Source organism: Kitasatospora sp. NPDC053057 (assembly GCF_044546945.1).
GTDB lineage: Bacteria > Actinomycetota > Actinomycetes > Streptomycetales > Streptomycetaceae > Kitasatospora.
On sequence record NZ_JBITZP010000064.1, the window covers coordinates 1 to 18,511 of the forward strand.

The 18,511-nt window shown below is 69.9% G+C and carries 18 protein-coding genes and 2 pseudogenes; 11 read left to right on the forward strand and 9 right to left on the reverse strand.

The annotated features are described in order from the left end of the window. Positions 1–94: 94 nt before the first annotated feature. The 3 genes and pseudogenes from ACIG5E_RS36655 to ACIG5E_RS36665 form a co-directional block, all read left to right on the forward strand. Positions 95–334, forward strand: a pseudogene (locus ACIG5E_RS36655) (transposase); the annotation flags it as partial. Between the two features lie 36 nt (positions 335–370). Further along, complete coding sequence (locus ACIG5E_RS36660; protein ID WP_396541159.1) at positions 371–673, forward strand: hypothetical protein; 303 nt, start codon at positions 371–373, stop codon at positions 671–673. Positions 674–781: 108 nt separating this feature from the next. Beyond that, positions 782–973: a hypothetical protein gene (locus tag ACIG5E_RS36665; RefSeq protein WP_396541161.1), complete on the forward strand. Its 192-nt coding sequence runs from the start codon at positions 782–784 to the stop codon at positions 971–973. Between the two features lie 349 nt (positions 974–1,322). Here the strand turns inward: ACIG5E_RS36665 and ACIG5E_RS36670 are convergent. After that, positions 1,323–1,487: pseudogene (locus ACIG5E_RS36670) on the reverse strand (pirin family protein); the annotation flags it as partial. Between the two features lie 95 nt (positions 1,488–1,582). Between ACIG5E_RS36670 and ACIG5E_RS36675 the strand changes: the two are divergent. Next, positions 1,583–2,737 carry a tyrosine-type recombinase/integrase gene (locus ACIG5E_RS36675; protein ID WP_396541163.1) on the forward strand — a complete coding sequence of 385 codons (1,155 nt, stop codon included), beginning with the start codon at positions 1,583–1,585 and terminating at the stop codon, positions 2,735–2,737. A gap of 81 nt (positions 2,738–2,818) precedes the next feature. Here the strand turns inward: ACIG5E_RS36675 and ACIG5E_RS36680 are convergent, their stop codons facing one another. Together ACIG5E_RS36680 and ACIG5E_RS36685 are read right to left on the reverse strand one after the other, a co-directional pair. Then, positions 2,819–3,010 (reverse strand): helix-turn-helix transcriptional regulator, encoded by a 192-nt coding sequence (locus ACIG5E_RS36680; protein WP_396541165.1) that lies wholly within the window; start codon positions 3,008–3,010, stop codon positions 2,819–2,821. Between the two features lie 103 nt (positions 3,011–3,113). Beyond that, on the reverse strand, positions 3,114–3,341 hold the full coding sequence (locus ACIG5E_RS36685; protein WP_396541167.1) for a hypothetical protein: 228 nt from the start codon (positions 3,339–3,341) through the stop codon (positions 3,114–3,116). 253 nt (positions 3,342–3,594) lie between these two features. On the opposite strand from ACIG5E_RS36685, the gene ACIG5E_RS36690 reads away from it, so the two are divergent. Further along, positions 3,595–5,313, forward strand: coding sequence for a GAF domain-containing protein (locus tag ACIG5E_RS36690; protein WP_396541169.1), 1,719 nt, complete (start codon positions 3,595–3,597; stop codon positions 5,311–5,313). A gap of 22 nt (positions 5,314–5,335) precedes the next feature. Here the strand turns inward: ACIG5E_RS36690 and ACIG5E_RS36695 are convergent, their stop codons facing one another. From ACIG5E_RS36695 to ACIG5E_RS36710, 4 genes are all read right to left on the reverse strand, one after another. Then, positions 5,336–5,563 (reverse strand): hypothetical protein, encoded by a 228-nt coding sequence (locus ACIG5E_RS36695; protein ID WP_396541171.1) that lies wholly within the window; start codon positions 5,561–5,563, stop codon positions 5,336–5,338. Positions 5,564–5,787: 224 nt separating this feature from the next. Further along, positions 5,788–6,792, reverse strand: a complete 1,005-nt coding sequence (locus tag ACIG5E_RS36700) for an Acg family FMN-binding oxidoreductase (RefSeq protein WP_396541173.1) — start codon at positions 6,790–6,792, stop codon at positions 5,788–5,790. Between the two features lie 146 nt (positions 6,793–6,938). Then, entirely contained in the window at positions 6,939–7,682 is a 744-nt protein-coding gene (locus tag ACIG5E_RS36705) for a response regulator (protein ID WP_396541175.1), read from the reverse strand. A gap of 109 nt (positions 7,683–7,791) precedes the next feature. Then, positions 7,792–10,536: a GNAT family N-acetyltransferase gene (locus tag ACIG5E_RS36710; protein WP_396541177.1), complete on the reverse strand. Its 2,745-nt coding sequence runs from the start codon at positions 10,534–10,536 to the stop codon at positions 7,792–7,794. Between the two features lie 265 nt (positions 10,537–10,801). Here ACIG5E_RS36710 and ACIG5E_RS36715 point away from each other — a divergent pair, with 265 nt between their 5' ends. The 5 genes from ACIG5E_RS36715 (at position 10,802) to ACIG5E_RS36735 (ending at position 15,629) form a co-directional block, all read left to right on the forward strand. Continuing rightward, on the forward strand, positions 10,802–10,930 hold the full coding sequence (locus ACIG5E_RS36715) for a hypothetical protein (protein ID WP_396541179.1): 129 nt from the start codon (positions 10,802–10,804) through the stop codon (positions 10,928–10,930). Between the two features lie 147 nt (positions 10,931–11,077). After that, positions 11,078–11,266, forward strand: a complete 189-nt coding sequence (locus tag ACIG5E_RS36720; RefSeq protein ID WP_396541181.1) for a hypothetical protein — start codon at positions 11,078–11,080, stop codon at positions 11,264–11,266. A gap of 147 nt (positions 11,267–11,413) precedes the next feature. Then, a complete protein-coding gene (locus ACIG5E_RS36725) occupies positions 11,414–11,923 on the forward strand; it encodes a cytochrome b N-terminal domain-containing protein (RefSeq protein ID WP_396541183.1) in 510 nt (169 codons plus the stop codon). Continuing rightward, positions 11,920–12,906, forward strand: coding sequence for a hypothetical protein (locus ACIG5E_RS36730; protein ID WP_396541185.1), 987 nt, complete (start codon positions 11,920–11,922; stop codon positions 12,904–12,906). Before ACIG5E_RS36725 ends, ACIG5E_RS36730 begins: the two co-directional genes overlap by 4 nt. Positions 12,907–12,908: 2 nt before the next feature. Further along, entirely contained in the window at positions 12,909–15,629 is a 2,721-nt protein-coding gene (locus ACIG5E_RS36735) for a cation-translocating P-type ATPase (protein WP_396541187.1), read from the forward strand. Positions 15,630–15,936: 307 nt separating this feature from the next. Here ACIG5E_RS36735 and ACIG5E_RS36740 read toward each other — a convergent pair whose 3' ends face one another. Together ACIG5E_RS36740 and ACIG5E_RS36745 are read right to left on the reverse strand one after the other, a co-directional pair. Next, on the reverse strand, positions 15,937–16,413 hold the full coding sequence (locus tag ACIG5E_RS36740) for a MarR family winged helix-turn-helix transcriptional regulator (protein WP_396541213.1): 477 nt from the start codon (positions 16,411–16,413) through the stop codon (positions 15,937–15,939). Continuing rightward, positions 16,365–16,826 carry an SRPBCC family protein gene (locus ACIG5E_RS36745; protein WP_396541189.1) on the reverse strand — a complete coding sequence of 154 codons (462 nt, stop codon included), beginning with the start codon at positions 16,824–16,826 and terminating at the stop codon, positions 16,365–16,367. The genes ACIG5E_RS36740 and ACIG5E_RS36745 overlap by 49 nt, the downstream gene beginning before the upstream one ends. Positions 16,827–17,232: 406 nt before the next feature. Between ACIG5E_RS36745 and ACIG5E_RS36750 the strand changes: the two genes are divergently transcribed. Then, positions 17,233–18,489 (forward strand): PP2C family protein-serine/threonine phosphatase, encoded by a 1,257-nt coding sequence (locus ACIG5E_RS36750; RefSeq protein WP_396541215.1) that lies wholly within the window; start codon positions 17,233–17,235, stop codon positions 18,487–18,489. The last annotated feature ends 22 nt before the right edge of the window (positions 18,490–18,511 follow it).

Below are 18,511 nucleotides of genomic sequence, written 5' to 3' on the forward strand. Positions count from 1 at the left end.
AAGAGCCCAGACTCCCGCGATCAACCAGCACGAGCACGGCCAACGACCCGCACGCCAGCCCCTCCGACCAGCACGTTCGAAGATGGCGAAGCTTCATTGGAAGAAGATTCAATCGACCAACCCTCTGGAACGGATCAACCGCGAGATCAAGCGCCGCACCGACGTCGTCCAGGTCTTCCCGAACGACGACGCGCTCCTGCGACTGGTCACCGCCGTGCTCTTCGAGATGCACGACGAATGGATCGCCTTCCCACGCCGCTACCTGCCCGAGGGCAGCATGGACCAGCTCTACCCCGCCGAGCACACGCGCGACGAACTTCCGCCCACCGCATGACCGTTGGTGCACGAGCACTACACCAACTCAAGGGACATGACCCTGAGCATGGCCACCCTGCGTCTGATGAAGACGCAGGACGGTCGCTGCCCGCTCTGCGGAGGGCTGCTGCTGCACGCCGACCACGAGCCGCAAAGCCCCCAGGAATGGGAGCAGTGGCTCAAGGTCACCCGCAAGGCGATCCGCAAACACGCGATCACCGCCGCCCCGGGACACGGCACGCCGGACAAACCCGCCGCCCCACGCCTGATCCACACCCACTGCCACCGACGACTGACCACCGCCACCGGACGCGGCCCAGCCCTTCTAAACAGCCTGCGAGCCATAGGGCTTGCTTGAGCCGTGCTGCGGGGAAAGCCCGCATGGCCGGTTCTGAGGGGGCGGGGGCGCAGTAATGCGCTCCCGCTACCCGACGAGATCTTCTTCTCCGTCGTCCAACGCAAAGTCGTGGCACCCAACGACTTCACGAACCTCGACCAGATCCGAGACCGGCTCCGAGCATTCGAAGACCGCTACAACGCCACGGCACAACCGTTCCAGTGGAAGTTCACCACCTCCGACCTGGACGATCTGCTGGCCCGGCTCGACCGACACACACTCGACCGACAGGAAGAATCCTCCGCCGCACCAGCAGCGTGATCAACCCCCGAAGGACTTCAGGCTCAGACCACTAAGACCGGTCCCACAGGGGTTCCAAAGACATGACGGGACCGCAGGCACGAGCCCTCCAGGTGATCACTGAGCGTCAAGAACTCCATAATCACTCAGGCTCGTGCCTGCCTTGCGTTCGGGCCCGCCTGGGCTGCCCCACCCACCATTTGCCGGTCGGTCTAAACCTGGCTGCACATGCCCATACATGAGATTCGCGGCCGATCGCCGAAGCCGTCTTTCGCGACACGAACGTCCTTCCGGAACGGCGGATCGCAGACCGCCCGGACTACGATCCACCGCAACCCGACGCACCGCATCGCGGACGCATAGGCCCAGGTCAGCGCACCCTCCCCCGTGGCTTCAGGGGCAGTTGGGGCACCTCGGGAGCTGCGAGCCGGTCACCATCGTAGCCGTGCACCTCGCCGAAGCGGGTGCCGGTCATCCACTCCTCCCGCGCCTGCCTGACATCCTCGTCAGTCCGGCCGATGAAGTTCCACCACATATCACGGGATTCCCGTCTTTGTGCAGCTCAGGACCCCAGCGGATGCTCGACGGTCAGCAAATCGTCAGCATTGGCAAACGGGGGTCAGCCAGACCATGGCAACCAAGCAGCTCGCCCACGGCATGGGCGCCTTCTTCAAAGAGTGCGAGCACCACCAGTCCCGGTGGTCGAAGTGCCCTCACGAGTACAAGATCCGGTATCGCAGCGCGACCGGACGGCAGGTCGAGGAGTCCGGCTTCACCACCCAGGACAGGGCCGTCGCTCGACTGACCGAGGTCTACAACGCAAAGAAGACCATCCCTCAGAGCCTGCGCAAGGCCGAGCGCATCAAGAAATACGGAGCGATGCAGTTCGGAGAGTACTGCGCCGAGTGGAAGACCGGCCAACGCGATCTCGCGGAGGCTTCCATCAGGCATCTCGACTCGCTCCTGGAGCATCACCTGCTCCCAGCGCTTGGAAGCCGCCGGATGGGCACCTTCGATCACAAGGTAGTGGACGGCTTCATTCAGACGATGGAGCGAAACGGCGCCGGCCTGGCTACACAGGCCAACGCCTTTGACAAGCTCAAGGCGATCCTTCTCGATGCCCACCGACTGGGAATCTTCGACGAAAACCCGCTGACTGGCGTCAAGCCCCCTCAGTACGATCCAGGGCGTGCCGCCATCCCCTCTGTGGCACAACTCCGCGAGATACGCACCGCCGGCGACGACACGTTTCTCTTGATCACCGATCTCATGAGCGGGTGCGGGATGCGCAACGGGGAAGCAGCAGCGGTCAACCTGAAGAACATCGTGGCCGACGACGTCTACCGAATCGCGGAGCAAGTCAACCAGACCACCAAGGAATACGGGCGTCTCAAGCACCGAAAGGTAGGCGAGTACCGCGACGTACCCCTTCCCGCTCGGGTGAGGGAGACCATCGAGTGGTACGCGGACAAGTACGGCACGGTCGACGGATACCTTCTGCGGCATCCGAATGATCTCAGCAAGACATTTCCCGCCCACTACCTCTCGAACCAGTGGCAGCGAATCAAGCGAGCTGGAGAGGTGGATGTTCCCGACGGAATGGTCATCTACGGCTTCCGGCATTTCTTTGCCTCGAACTGCCTCACCAACGGAATCCCGATCACCGACGTGGCCGAGTGGATGGGGCACAAGAGTCTGGACATCACATTCAAGATCTACCGGCATCTCATGCCAGGCTCGATCGGCAAGGCCGCCAAGATTTTGGACCTGGGCCTGGCCGCATAAGAATGGAAAGGGTCCCGCTTCGACCAAGCGGGGCCCTTTCCATCTCAATGTGAGTGCCGCAGCCCGCTCGATCTCACTTGATCAGCATCCAGGCAGCTTCCGCTGCTTGATCCATGCCTGAACCTCGGATACCTTGAACTGAATCTTCGCATTACGCCCCCGGCCAAACTTGTACGGAGTAAGACCAAGTCGCGGAGCCTCCCTGTAAACCCACGGTACGGACATATTCAAGTACTCCGCAATCTGCTTAGCATCCATGAACTGCGCCGACATCACCACTCCGAATCAATTGGCATAACTAAACACCTGGGGCGGAGCGCTCAGGCAGGTATCAGCCTGCGAGCGAGGGCCGGTTTGGATGGGCCGGTATTTACTGCTATGCCGAGGTCAGACCGGAGCCGCGCCCCACGCCTTGGCGGCGTGGCGTGCCCGCCGACCGTTCCGGTAGCCCCCGAGCCCACGTGACCGCGTTGAACAGCGGCGAGTGGATGGAGAGCAGGTCCAGATCACGCGCCGGCTGGTACGCGACGGGCGGTGCTGCGGCGATCCCCACGCACTTCAGGCGGGCAAACCGGAAGTCCAGCAGCGCGCCGTCCAGCAGCAATGGCGCGGCAGCTGTGGGGTCAGATGCCTCCAGTGTCTCCGGCAATCGCGCACGTGTCGGTGCCGATTGTCCCGCGAAGGGAGTGAGCACACTGTCCGAAAAGGCGCGGATTTGCAGGCCGCGCTCAGCAGCACGCTCCACCAATTGCGTGAGGCGCGGTCTTGCCGCTGGGGCGCGAGGCCGCTTGCTGTCCCGGCCGATACCGTGGAGATGAAGAGGGGGATCGGCCAACGGCGATCTGGCGGAGGGCTCTGTGGGTGGCGAAGCATCGGAGAATCCCGCCCGCCTGCCGCGGCTGCAACTGGACGAGTTGCTGGACGAGCTGCAGGCGCGGTTGGACGCTGCCCGTGGCACCCGCGATCGGGTGCACAGCCTGTTGGAGGCGGTGCTCTCGGTGGGGCGGGAGCTGGAGCTGAGGCAGGTGCTGCAGCACATCGTGGAGTCTGCGGTGGTGCTGGTGGACGCGGAGTACGGCGCGTTGGGGGTCATTGGGGACGATGAGTGGCTCGTGCAGTTCCTGCCGGTCGGCGTCACCGACGAGCAGGTCAGGCGGATCGGGCGGCTTCCGTCCGGGCACGGCCTGCTGGGCGAGCTGATTCGCAATCCCGTGCCGCTGCGGCTGGCCGAGATCTCCGAGCACCCGTCCTCGTACGGCTTCCCGGCGGGCCACCCGCCGATGCACAGCTTTCTCGGGGTACCGATCCGGGTGCGCGACCAGGTTTTCGGGAATCTCTACCTCACCGAGAAGCGCGGCGGCGAGGAGTTCGACGGTGAGGACGAGGCCGTGCTGTCGACGCTGGCGGTCGCGGCCGGCGTGGCGATCGACAACGCCCGGCTGTACGAGGAGTCGAGGCTGCGCGAGCGGTGGCTGGCGGTCAGCGGCGAGGTGACCAGCGGCCTGCTGTCGGGCATTGAGCGCCCCCAGGTGCTCGGGCTGATCGTGGATCGGGCCAGGGAGATCACCGGTGCGGACCTGGCCGTGATCGCCGTGCCGGTGGCGGGCTCGTCGGAGCTGAGGGTTGAAGTCGCCGTCGGTATGGACGCGGATGAGCATCGCGGCCTGGTCCTGCCGACGGAGGGTTCCTTCGTCGGCGCGGCCTTTCGGGCGGCCGAGCCGGTGACGAGCACGGACGTCCAGCAGGACCCACAGATCACGGCGGGCCCGCCGCGCTGGTCCGGGCTCGGGCCGGCGGTGGCCGTGTCGATGGGCACGGCTGCGGGTGGTGTCCGCGGGGTGCTGATGCTCGCCAGGGCTGCCGGGAGCCCCCTGTTCACGGCGAGGGAGTCAGGCCCACTGCTCGGCTTCGCCGGGCAGGCCGCGCTGGCGATGGAGGTGGCGGAGCGCCGCCGGGAGGCCGAGCGGCTCGCCCTATTGGAGGACCACGACCGGATCGCGCGGGACCTGCACGACCTGGCGATCCAGCGGCTCTTCGCCACGGGCATGACGCTGCAGAGTACGCAGCGCTTCATCGAGCATCCGCAGGTGGCGGAGCGGGTGCAGGAGGCTGTGGACGACCTGGACGTGACCGTGAAGATCATCCGCTCCACGATCTTCGGGTTGCGCGCCAACGACAGCGGCCCGACGGCGCGGGGGTTGCGGGTACGGATCGCGGAGGCGGTGGAGCGGGCCGCCCATGCGCTGGGCTTCGCACCAGCCCTGCGCACGGAGGGGCTGCTGGACACGCGGGTGCCGCCGGACGTCGCCGACGCGGTGCTGGCGGTCCTCGGTGAGGCGCTGTCGAACGTAGCGCGCCACGCCCGGGCGAGTGCGGCGGAGGTGGCACTGTCGGTCGGGACGGAGCTGGTGCTCACCGTGACCGATGACGGGGTGGGAATTCCGGCCCGAGGGCGGCGCAGCGGGCTGCTCAATCTGGCCGAGCGCGCCCGGCAACTCAAGGGCGAGTTGCGGGTCGGCACCCGGCCGCAGGGCGGCACGGAGCTTGTGTGGAGAGTCCCGCTGGGCTCCTCCTGACGGGTTCCCCGACGGCCGGTGGTCAGAGTTCGAGCCACTGCTCAGTGACGAGTTCAGGCTCGATGCTCAGGTACGAGGCCGTGGCGGAGCGGCTGCCGGGTCGCGGGTCGGTAGCGTGACGTTGTGCCAGGTGGGCGGGCTCGTTGACCAGTGCGGCTCGGCCGATGACAAGGACGCTCCAGCCCGGCTGCTGGGCGGTGGAGTGCAGGTTGTCGGCCTGGAAGCCCACCACGGTCCCAGGCTCGGTCATGGCGAGCGGCGAGTTCTCGGGCAGGGCGACCAGAAGGGTGCCGACGACCGTGAGGGTGAAGGTGACGGGGGGTGACGGCCGGCAGCGCGCCGTGGGTGTGAATGATCCGGCCGACGGCCGCCTGCGGCAGGAGCTGCAGGCTTCCCTCCCGGCTGTGCCCGCCGCCGACTGCGGTCGCGGCGGGCTCGGCCGAGGGGGCGAGGCCCGAGAGCGGCGGTGGGCGTTCAGAGCGGGTGTCCATCGCCTTCCTCCAGGACGGCGGCTGCCGGCATGCGCGGTGTGGCCGGCCCGGTGGGGCCGTAGCCCATCCGGATCAGCATCTGCGCGTGCTCCGCACCGTGTTGCGGATCCCGAAGCGCCCAGCGCATGTCGTGCCACTCCATGGCCTGGTAGAGCAGGGACGCCTGCACCCCATGCGCGGTGAGCAGCAGCAGGATCCGCTCCAGAGCCTGGCCTGCGCGCAGCCAGTCGGCGGGCTTGTCGGTTGTGGTGGCGAGCACGGCGATCACCGGGTGCGGCTCGAACCGGACCGAACGCTGGAAGTCGGCGGGCAGGATTGCGGAGAAGTCCCGCATCGGCAGGTGGCCGGCCGAGTCCTGTGGGCCGAGCGCGGTGGTCGGTATCCCGTAGGGGCTGTCCGGCCGGTTCTGCGGGCCGTGGATCGCATCGCGGCTCTCGGTCCGGCGCCTGGGCTCGGTGGTGCTGCGCCGTTCGGCCTCGGCGGTCAGGAAGAGCAGTCGCTCGGTCTCGGTCACGCCGGGCAGGTACAGCACCGTGCCTTCCGCCTGAGCGGCCTCGGTGAGTTCGACGAGGAGGGCGGCGGGTACCGGGCGCTCGGAGAAGGGTTGCCGGCTGCTGTGGCGGCGCCAGATGGCGTCGAACAACTCCGGGTCCTGGCTGTGCGCCTCTTGCAGCGATCCGGCCAGCCGGACGGCGGCGAGCAGGTCCGGCTCAGTGGGGCGCGGCAGGAGCCGCACGACGGGCTCCCAGCCGAGATAGCGGATGGCGATGCGGAGGTTGAGCAGCGCCGCGCCGACCGAGATGTGCAGGGCGCGTCCGGCGGGGTCGGCCATCAGCAGAGCCCGCTGGGGGGCGGCCCGCACCTCGACGGTGGCGGTCTGCGGGTCCAGCCGGAAGCGCCAGGGCTGGGTGTTGTGGATGGAGGGCGCGGCAACCGCTGCGGAGATCATCTTCTCCAGGGCCGTGGCGTCAAGAACCGTGGACGACATGACGACCTCCTGATCAAGCCGGGTGTGGAGGGATCCTCCTGGCTCCATGATGTGAGCGCTCGTACGTCCGGCGGATGGGCCGACCGGCCCCTGTCCACAGCCACCCGGTCTATCGCTGAGACCCGGGTGTCACGCCCGGTCGCAGATCAGCGTGGGCGGTGGTCCTGATGGTGGCCGCCGTCGCCGTGGCCCGTAGCCGTATCCGGCGGCACGGAGGTTTCCAGGCGGGTGGCGAGCACCGCGGCCTGGATGCGCCGCTCGACGCCGAGTTTGGCGAGCAGCCGGGAGATGTGGTTCTTGACGGTCTTCTCCGCCAGGTACAGCCGTTGCCCGATCTGGCGGTTGGTCAGGCCGTCCCCGATCAGGGCGAGGATGTCGCGCTCACGCGGGGTGAGGGAGGCCAGCGCGGGATCGGCGCCGGGCTGCTGCGGCTCGTCCGGATGGCGCAGGCTCTGCAGCAGGTGGGTGGTGGTGGCCGGGTCCAGCATCGACTGTCCCGAGGCCACCGTCCGCACCGCCGTGACCAGGTCCGACCCCTTCACCACCTTGAGGACGTAGCCGGCGGCGCCGGCCATGATGGCGTCCAGCAGGGCGTCGTCGTCGTCGAACGAGGTGAGCATCAGGCAGCTGAGCTCGGGCATCCGTGAACGCAGGTCCCGGCAGAGCGTCACCCCGTCGCCGTCGGGGAGCCTGACGTCCAGGACAGCGACCTGCGGGCGCAGTGCGGGGATCCGCACCAGAGCCTGGGCGCACGTCCCGGCCTCGCCCACGACCTCGATGTCGTCCTCGGCCTCCAGCAGGTCACGGACTCCGCGCCGCACCACCTCGTGGTCGTCCAGCAGGAAGACGCGCGTGCGCTGCTGGTCACCCAGGGTGTCTGCCGTATCCATCAGCGCTCCCAAACCGTACGCGGGCTCTCGCCTCCGAGTGTTGCCCCAACCTGGGCCACGCGCACACGGCCGTAGTGACCACCACATGAGGCGCACGTGAGTGTCGTGCTCACTGAACGGTGGCGGTACCGGTGTCCGGAAGCCGGCGCAGTCGGCGCAGGTAGGGGTCGTAGGTCCGCCTGGGTTCGAGCCGGAGGCGGGCGTCCACGCAGGTGACACCCGCCGGGCCAGCGATCAGCGGGTTGAGGTCGGCGTCGGTGAGCTGGGGCAGGTCGCAGGCCAGCCGGGAGAGCCTGGCCAGCAGGTCCTCCACAGCCTCCAGCTCCACGGCGGGCATGCCGCGGTAGCCGAAGAGCAAGGGCGTGCCGCGCAGGGTGGTGATCATGGCGTGGATATCCTGGTCGGTGAGCGGGGCGAGCCGGGCCACTCGGTCGTCGAGGAGATCGGTGGTGGTACCGCCCATTCCGAAGAGCACCAGCGGCCCGAAGACGGCGTCCTGCGCCATCCCGGCGAACAGTTCGACGCCGGGAGCTGCCATCGGCTGGACCACGGCACCGGTCATCCGCTCCCCGAAGCGATTCTGGAAGGCGCGGAATGCCTGACGCACCTCGTCCTCCCCGGCCAACCCTGTGCGAACCGCGCCGACGTCGCTCTTGTGCAGTTGGCCCGGCCAGTACGCCTTGAGTGCGACGAACCCCTGGTGGCCGAGCGGGCCCAGTGCGCCTGCGGCCAGCACGGCGGATTGGTCGTCCTTCGCCCATACCGATCTGACCATGGGCAGGCCGTAACTCTCCAGCAGGGCCGAGGTGTTCGCCGGGTCGAGCCAGCCGCCGTCGGGGTGCTGCACGAGGAAGTCCGCCACCAGGGCCTCGGCGCGTTCTCGGTCGCATCCGGTGGCGGGCATCTCCTCGCCCTGGGGTTCGGCCAGCCGGCGAGCCCGGTCGCGGGCATGGGCCAGGGCGCGGGCGGCGGCCTGAGGATCGGCGTACGCGGGAATCCGGCCACCGTCGGCGCTTTCGAGGAAACGGACCGGTACGTCCTGGTCGATGACGACGGCGGCGACCGGACGGGAGCGGCGGGCGGGTCCGTCGAGCAGGCCCCGCAGCGGATCCCGGGCGGGGTCGACGGTCAGTGCGGTGGGGGTCAGGCAGACCAGGATCGCATCGACGGCTCCGCTGTTCGCCAACTCGTCGATACAGGAGCGCACTTCGTCGGGCGAGACCGCCGGGGTGGTGTCGACGGGATTGACGGCGTTCGCGCCGCCAGGGAGGTTCGCCAGCAGCTTCGCGACCAGCGGGGCGGCAAGTTGAGGAACCGTCATCCCGGTTTCGGTGCAGGCGTCGGCGGCGAGGATGCCGATGCCGCCCGCGTTGGAGAGGATGCCGATCTTGCCTGGGGTGCCGGGCAGGGGCTGGGCGTGCAGCAGAGCCGCCGCCTCGACGAGGTCGGCGATGCCGTGGGTGGCGGTGATCCCGGCCTGGGTGAACAGGGCCTGCCGGGTGACCGTGGGGGTGGCCGCAGCTGCGGTGTGTGAGGCAGCGCCGCGGCGTCCGGCGGCGGAGCGTCCGGCGTCCACGGTGAGGATGGGCATCCGCCGGGAGACCCGGCGGGCGGTGCGGGAGAAAGCGCGCGGGCTGCCGAAGGACTCCAGGTGCAGCAGGGCCAGGTCGGTGCGGTGGTCGCTCTCCCACCACTGCAGCAGGTCGTTGCCGCTGACGTCGTACTTGTCGCCGAGTGACACGAAGGAGGAGACGCCGATGCCGAGCGCGGAGATCCGGGCGATCAGGGCGATGCCGACCCCGCCGGACTGCACCGCGATCCCGGCGCTGCCGGGCATGGGCGGCGCCGCGCCAAAGTTGGCGTCCAGGCGGCAGTTGGGGTCGGTCAGCGCCAGGCCGAGACAGTTCGGCCCGAGGAGCCGGATGCTGTGCCGGCGGCAGGAATTCAGCAGCAGCCGGGCCTGGGTGTGGTCGAGGCCCGCGGTGAGCACCGCCAGGGCGCGTACTCCCGCCTGCCCGCACTCCTCGGCGACGCCGGGCACCGCGGCGGCGGGTACGGCGAGCAACGCCAGGTCCGGGACGGCGGGCAGCATGGCGACCGACGGGTACGCCGGGGTGCCCGCCACCTCCTCGGCGTGGGAGTTGACCGCCCACACCGGGCCGGCGAAACCCCCGTCGCGGATCTTGAGCAGCACCGTGTGGCCCACCGAGCCGGGTCGGCGCGAGGCTCCGACCACCGCCACCGATCGCGGCCTGAGCAGCGGCGCCAGGCTGGCGATGTCCGCACTGCGGCCTCGCTCGTCCACCGTGCTGCGGTAGTGCTCGTCGCTCTCATCGAGCGGTACGCGGATGCGGACCTCGCCCTGCTCCAGCGTGCGATGGACAGGCAGGCCGAGGTCGCCGAAGACCTGGTGGATCGCGGTGTTGCCGGCCAGCGCGTCGGCCTCGATCCAGGTGATGCCGTGCCCTCGCACCACGTGCACCAGGTGCTCGATCAGCAAGGTGGCCACCCCACGGCGATGCCAGTCGTCCGCGACGGCGACCGCCAGCTCGGCGCGGCTGGGGTGGCCCTCGATGGTCTGGGCCTCGACCACTCCTGTGAGCTCGTCGCCGACCAGTGCGGCCAATGTCCAGAACCCCTCGCGCGGCGGCGCGCAGAGCCGGTCCGCAGCGAGTTCGGGCGCCCGTCGGCTCACGCCGAAGAAACGCATCCGGCGGCTCTCGTCGGACATCCGGGAGGAGTGCAGGGCCAGCACCGCGTCGTGGTCGGTGGGCCGCAGCGCCCGGATGGTCACCGTGGTGCCGTCCGAGAGCAGCGCCTCGGCGGTCGCGGGTGCGTCATGGGTGATCGACATGGTCTGGATCCCCTTCTCGGGCGCTGGGCCTGACCGTGCACTTCCACACTTCGCCGCCGAGCAGGGGTCGCGCATGGGCCGACCGGCCCTCATCGAACCTGCTGGTCGTCCCTTCCGGGCCTGTTGCCGTCCGAGTCGGCGGAGCCGTGGCAGGTGGGGCCGGGTCGGTCCCGCGCGGAGGCGGTCGCCAATGGGGGCCGGATGCGGATCTGGGCGACGACAGCGGCCAGAGAGCGCCTCGCCGCCCGCACCTGTGTTGGATGCGGTGAGCGCCGCCGCTGTCGCCGCGTCCGGGCGGCTGGTGGTTGACCGGGTCCTCGATCGGCGCAATCTGCGGGCCTGGGAGGGCGAGTGGCGTTCGGTGGAGCCGCACTGGTCCCAGCGCGAACTGTGAACCAGCTCCGGATGTTGGTGAGCCATTCGGCCCTGTCCAGAGGGGGGCGGCCTGTCCTGGGGTGGCCGCGGGGTGTCCAGCCTGTGCTTACTGGCAGGGGAACCGGCCTCGCGCGGCCGCAGGAAGGTGCAGGAGGGTGGCTCTGCCATGACTGGTCTGCCGAAGCACGAGAGCCGCGCGCTCGCGGCGCCGTTCGATCTGAACGGGGTCGGGCGCTATGTGCACTGGGGCGTGGTGCAGCTGTCGGTGCCGAATCTGATCGTCATCGGCCTGATGATCGTCGTGTTCGCCGCAGCGGTGCTGCTGCCGTTCCCGAAGGGGCGGCGGCGCAAATGAGCGGATCGGCCACGCAGCCGGGGCAGCCTCCCGGTGATTCTGCGCCGGAGCCGGTCGGCACGGGCGGTTGGACCGGAGCCCTGCGACGTCGCGCGGTGCGCACCTTCCCCCCCGGAGAAGCTGCTGCCGGACAATCAGCCGTCGTAAATGGCGTCCTGGATCTACGTCTTCGGGGTGCTAACCCTCGCGGCCCTGGCCGTCGTCCTGACCACCGGCGGGCTGCTCGCCCTGCTGGGACCGGGCTGGTGGCATGCGTCGGCAGTCGGCAAGTACGTCAACAGCCTGCACCTGTGGGGCAAATTCTTCATGGCCGCGTGGCGCGGCCGGCGGGCGCTGACCTGGATCACCGGTGCGGTGTGCTTCCTCGCCTCGGTGGGCACCGCGTTCACCGGCTACCTGGTGCAGCAGAACTTCGACTCGCAGTGGATCGCCTCTCAGGCGAAGGACGGCCTCAACTCGGTGGGCATCGGTGCCTGGTTCAACGTGCTGGACTTCGGCCAGATGCTGATGTGGCACATCGTGCTGCTGCCCTTCGTGCTGGCCCTGCTGACGGGGTGGCACCTGCTGCTGGTGCGCCGCCGGGGCATCGTGCCGCCCCTCACCCGGAGCATCAGGCCGCGCGGTGGCGACGACCGGGCCGCGGGGGTGCGGGCGTGAGCCGCCGGGCCGCACGGCGTGACCGTCAGTCCGAGCCGGGCCCGTTCGGCTCGCGGCCGTACGACCTGGTCAAGGAGTTCGCCATCGCGCTGACCCTGGTCGCGGTGGTGACCGTGGTCCTGGCCACGGTGTTCTCCTCCCCCGACGAGAAGCCGATCACCCTGGCGTCCTGGGCCAAGGCCGCCCCGAACGACTTCACCGCCACCGCCGTGGCCGAGCTGGGCGGGACCAGCAGCACCGCCCAGTACGGTCCGCCGTACAACACCACGCCGGGAGCCGGGCAGAAACTGGGGCCGGTCGGCCTGCAACGGGCCGGCGGTGTACGCCACCCCGTCGACACGGCACAGGACTTCGTCCTGCTGCCGCTGGGCAACGCGCCCCAGCCGCCGACCGTCCCGGCCGCGCTCGCCCAGTGGAGTGCCGCTCCCGCGTCCCAGCAGCAGGTGTGGACCTCCGCCTACGCGGACGCGCTCGCCAAGGCCCCGGACGGCGACCCGGCCCAGGTCGCGGCGGGTGACTACGGTCCCGTCCCCGCGCTGACCGCGCAGTTGCTGGAGCTGGCGCGCGGCGGCGCCCTGGACGGCGCGCTGCTCTCCCAGGGCGGCTTCTACCAGAGCGACTACACCAAGCCGCTGCTCTTCCTCTCCGACGGCGCCTATCTGGCGGACCAGGCCCGTGCGCAGCATCTGGCCGGTGACCAGTGGGGAATGATGAACGAGACCGGGAACTACCCGGGCCAGGCATGGCTGTGGCTGTACACGTTCTGGTACCAGATCGACCCGTTCAAGACGTCGCACAATGCCGACGCGCTGGTCTGGGGGCTGATGGCCCTGCTGTCGCTTGCCTTCGTGCTGGTGCCGTTCATTCCCGGCGTGCGTTCGATCCCCCGCTGGACGCGGGTCTACCGGCTGATCTGGCGTCAGCACTACCGCGAGGCCGATGAGCGCGAGCGGCTCGACCGTCCGCCGACAGGCCGCCAGTGAGCGTGTCCGGCACGCAGGAGACCCTCGCCGGGCCTGATCCCGAGGAAGGGGTGGACTTGCTGCTGCGGGATCTGCGCAGCAGCAGGCAGGGCCTGTCCTCGCGGGAGGCGGCTCGGCGGCTGGTCCACTACGGGCCGAACACGCTGCGCAGGCGGGGCGGGCGGCGCTGGCCGGGCGAGTTGGCGCGCCAGTTCACGCATCCGCTGGCGCTGCTGCTGTGGGCGGCGGCCGGTCTGGCCTGGGCGGCGGGGATCGTCGCGGTGGCTGTGGCGGTCGTGGTGGTGATCGTCGTCAACGCGGCGTTCGCCTTCGTGCAGGAGATGCAGGCGGAGCGGGCGGTGGAGGCGCTGGCCGCCTTTCTGCCGGACCGGGCGAAGGCGTTGCGCGACGGGCGGGTGCAGGAGGTGGAGGCGCTCTCGCTGGTGCCCGGGGATGTCCTGGTGATCGAGGAAGGGGATCGGATCTCGGCCGACGCCCGGCTGATGACGGGGGGTATCGAGGTCGATCTGTCGACTCTTACCGGTGAGTCGATGCCGGCGTATCGCGCGGCGGACCTGCTGGACGTCCGAGTTCCGCTGCTGCGCGCCCGTGACCTGGTGTTCAGCGGGACGACGTGCACCGAGGGCGAGGCACGCGCGGTGGTGTTCGCCACCGGCATGCACACCGAACTGGGGCGGATCGCGGCCCTGTCCGAACGCGTGGAGCGCGAGGAGAGCCCGCTGGAGCACCAGGTGCGCCGGGTGGCGTGGCTGATCGCCCTGATCGCACTGGTGACCGGCGTGGCCTTCCTCCCGGTGGCGGTCTTCGGGGCGAAGCTGCCGCTGCACGACGCGGTGGTGTTCGCCGTGGGCCTCCTGGTGGGCAACGTGCCCGAGGGCCTGCTCCCGGTGATCACCCTGGCACTGGCGCTGGGAGTGCGGGGGCTGGTCCAGCGAGGAGCGGTCGTCAAGCGGCTCAGCGCGGTGGAGACGCTGGGCTCCACCGATGTGATCTGCACCGACAAGACCGGCACGCTCACCGAAAACCGCATGCGGGTGACCACGCTCTGGACCACTGCAGGCGCCCGCGAACCCGACGCCGGGGCGCCAGCCACGGACGCTGCGCTGCGCGATCTCGCGATGGCCATGGCGGCCTGCAGCAACGCCCAGCTCGGCGGAGCGACCGACGCGGTGGGCGATCCCACCGAGGTGGCGCTGCTACGGGCGGCGGAACAACTCGGCAAGCGCCTCGATACGGCCGAGCGCGAGCGGTCGCGCCGCCGTCAGTTTCACTTCGACCCGGTCCTGAAACTGATGTCGACGCTGGATGAGCGTGACGACGGCCTGTGGGTGCACACCAAAGGAGCCCCGGAGGCGGTACTGCCCCGATGCACCACCATCCTGGAGGCCGACGGCCGGGTGTCCCCCCTGCCCCCCGTGCGCCGCCACGCCATCGAGCAGCACGTGGACGAGTACGCGAGCCAAGGGCTACGCGTCCTGGCCGTCGCCGAGCGCAGGCTGGACCCGCAGCAACCGCTGCCCGACCGCCGCGAGCAGGCCGAACGCGAACTCGTCCTGCTCGGGCTGGCGGCAATGGCCGACCCGCCACGCCCGGAGGTCGCCGACGCGGTCGCCCAGTGCCACGCCGCCGGCATCCGGATCATCGTGGTCACCGGAGACCACGCCCTGACCGCCACGGCCGTCGCCGGACAGGTCGGGATCGGCAGCGGGCACCCGACCGTGGTCACGGGTGAGGAACTCGACCGGATGAGCGAGGACCAACTGGACGAACTGCTCCGCCACGGCGACGAGCTGATCTTCGCCCGGAGCTCACCCGAAGCCAAACTGCGGATCGCCGACGCACTGCGCGCCGAGGGCCACGTCGTCGCGATGACCGGCGACGGCGTCAACGACGCCCCGGCGCTGCGGCGGGCCGACATCGGCATCGCGATGGGCCGCTCCGGCACCGATGTCGCCCGCGAAGCCTCCACCATGGTGCTCACCGACGACAACTTCGCCACCATCGCCGCCGCCGTCAAGGCCGGCCGCCGGGTCTACGACAACATCCGCAAGTTCATCCTGTACATCTTCGCCCACACCACACCCGAGGTCACCCCGTTCTTGGTCTTCGCGCTGGCCGGCGGCAAGGTCCCACTGCCGCTGACCGTCCTTCAGCTGCTCGCCTTCGACGTCGGCACCGAGACCCTGCCCGCCCTCGCCCTGGGCCGCGAACCCGCCGAGCCCGGGCTGATGGAGCGCCCGCCCCGCCCCCGCTCCGAAGGCGTCATCCGCGCCCCGATGCTGCTGCGCGCCTGGCTGTTCCTCGGCGTGATCTGCGCCGCGCTCCAGATGACGGGGTTCTTCGCCGTGCTACTCCACGCCGGCTGGCACCCCGGCGACCCCACCGGTCCCGGGCAGCCGCTCCACCATGCCTACCGGCAGGCCACCACGATGACCTTCTTCGGCATGGTCGCCGGACAGATCGGCACCGCCTTCGCCGCCCGCACCGACCATGCCTCGCTGCGCTCTGTCGGCGTCCTGAGCAACCCGCTGCTGCTCTGGGGCATCGCCTTCGAACTCGCGCTCAGCGCGCTGTTCATCTACGCCCCGCCCTTCCAATCACTGCTGGGTACGGCGGCCCTGACCCCCGGCATGCTCGCGCTCGCCGTCCCGTTCCCGTTCATCGTGTGGGGAGCCGACGAACTGCGCCGCTGGCTGCTACGTCGACGCGCATCGTTACGCTGACCGACCCAGCGCCCGGGAGCTTAGGGCGTTGGCGGCGAAGTGTGGGTGCACTCCTCTCGCACCTGAATGAGCGTCAGTGCCGTCTGGTGATGGGGGCGGAGGCCAGAGCGATCGGCCATGGGGGATCAAGCTGGTCGCCGGGGCAGGAGTGGCCACGGTCTCGCGTGGCGTGCGTGAACTGGAGGGTGGAGAGGAGCCGCTCGGCCGGGTGCGCAAGCCCGGGGGAGGTCTCCGCTGTGGTCGGCCTATTGCAGATGCCGCCGGCTGATGGATTCGGGTTCGATCGCCTCCGGTTGTCGTGCTTGCGTCAGGCATCGGGATGGGCCAGGCGGCCGAGCAGGGCCACCGCGTCGTCGAGAGGGACCGGCTGGAAGAACTGCGCGTCGACGTGCTCGACGGCGGCGATCGCGCGGGGGGCCAGATCGGCGCCAAGGCTGGTGACGCGCAGTCGCTTGGCGCGGGTGTCGGCCGGGTCGACCTCGCGTTCGATCAGGCCCTTCTGCTCCAGGGTGCGCAGCACCTGGGAGGTCATCTTGACGTCGGTGCCCGCCTGGCGGGCGAGGGTCAGCTGGTTGGGGTGCTCGCCCTGGCTGTTCAGCCACCAGGCGCAGGCGAGCAGCACGAACTGGACGTGGGTCAGGCCAAGAGGCGTCAGGGCTGCGGCGATGCCGCGCTGCCAGCGCAGTGTGGCGTGCCAGAGCAGGAAACCGGGGCTTTCGGCGGGGGTCAGTGCCCTCAGCTCCGTGCCGCGAGGTCGACGAGCGCGGCCATGGTCTCGGGCCAGTCCGCGGTGATGCCCGGACCGATCTGCGGGCCGACCTCGTCGGCGCCCTCGCCGGTGATCTCCATCCGGTACACCACCCGGGTGCGCCCCTGGTCGAGCGGGACGAGGCGGTGGGTGGTGCGCAGGACGAGACCGTCGAAGCGGGCCTCGTCGGTGAACAGTTCACCCTTGCTGACTTCGGTGACACGCAGCGCAACCGGCTCTTCCCCGGGCGGGGTCATCGTGATCTCAGCGCCTTCGGCGAACGGGCCCAGGAACTCGATCTTCTCGATCTCGGCGTTCCAGGCGCCCCAGTTCTCCACGTCGGCCCAGAGCCGCCAGATCGCCTCGCGTGCGGCGTCAGTCTCGATGCTGTGCTCGTACATCCACATGATGGCCTCCTCGACTAGATAATCTACACAGAGACTATCCATGCGAAGACTATCTGTCCAGTGGGAACCAACGCGCCCCACGGTGCGCGAAGCACCCGCAGCCACCACGACCGCGTCGCTCCCAAAGTCGCCCTTCTCCGCGTTCAGAGCGCGCCTCGCCGGACCGCACCACGCATCCAGTCACCGAGCGGCGGACCCTCCCACGCCGACTTAGCGTGGATATGCGGAGTTCTTCGTCTCGCCCACGCGCCTCGTTCGGGCCGCACCGAGTACGCGTCCCGTCTCGGGCAAGGCCCCCACCCGACGAGCCGGCGCCAGTCGCCGGGCGACCGAAGGCAGCGTGGAGGCGGCCGGCATGGATCCGCAGCACAGACCGGATGAAGACGAGGACCGACCCTCGACGCCGGTGCCTCAGGTGCGGACCAAGCTGGACGCCGAACTCAAGCAGATGACCGAGAAGCTCGGCGAGCTGACCCGCGCGCAGGCCCGCTTGCAAGGTCTGCTGGACGCGGTACTGGCCATCAGCCGAGAAATGGAGCTGCCCGCCGTCCTGCGCCGGATCGTGAGCACCGCGATGGACCTGGTCGATGCCCGATACGGCGCCTTGGGCGTGCTGGACAGGGACGGTGAGGGGCTGGCCGAGTTCATTCCCATCGGCCTCTCCGAACAACAGGTCGCCGACCTGGCCGGGGTGGAGCTGCCGCACGGGCGCGGGCTCCTCGGGCACCTGATCCAGCACCCCGAGCCGCTCCGGGTCGCCGACATCCACGCCCACCCGGAATCCGTCGGCTTTCCGCCCGGCCATCCACCCATGCTCACCCTGCTCGGGATGGCGGTCACCGTGCGCGGCCAGGTGTACGGGAACCTGTACCTCACCGACAAGCGCGACGGGTGGCCCTTCGACGCCAATGACGAGGCCGTGGTCGCCGCGCTGGCCGGCGCCGCCGGCGTCGCTATCGAGAACGCCCGCCTGTACGAGCAGGTGCGGGCCAGCGCCGAGCAGTTCCAACGCCTGCTGCTGCCTCAGCTGCCAGACCTGCATCCCTTCTCCGTCGCCGCCGTCTACCGGCCCGCAACCCCACCGCACCACCTCGGCGGGGACTGGTACGACGCCCTCCTGCTCCCCGACGGCGTGCGCGCGATGATCATCGGCGACGTCATCGGCCACGACCTGGCCGCCGCAGCCGCCATGGCCCAGGTCCGCAACATGCTCCGCGCCCTGGTCTACGACCGGGGCACCCCGCCCAGCGCCGTGCTCGCGCAGCTCGACCACACCCTGCACGCGATCACCGAGAACCCCGTCACCACCGCTTGCCTGGCCCGCATCGAACCCGCCGACCGTGCCTGGACGCTGCACTGGAGCACAGCCGGCCACCCACCGCCGCTCCTGCTCACCACCGACGGCCACGCCCGCTACCTCCACGCCGACCCCGGCCTGCCCCTGGGCGTCGACCTCGACCAGCCCCGCCCCGACCACACCCACCCACTCCCCGCGGGCGCCACCGTCATCCTGTTCACCGACGGACTCGTCGAACACCCCCACCACACCCTCGACGAAGGACTGCACGCCCTCGCCGCTACCGCCACCGCCCACGCCGACCAGCCCCTGGACCACCTGTGCCAGGCACTGGCCGACCACCACCCCAGCGACGGGCGCGACGACCTGGCGATACTCGCCCTGCGCACGCCCACCCTCGGAGGCTGAGGCGCGGCGCGGCCCGACTTCC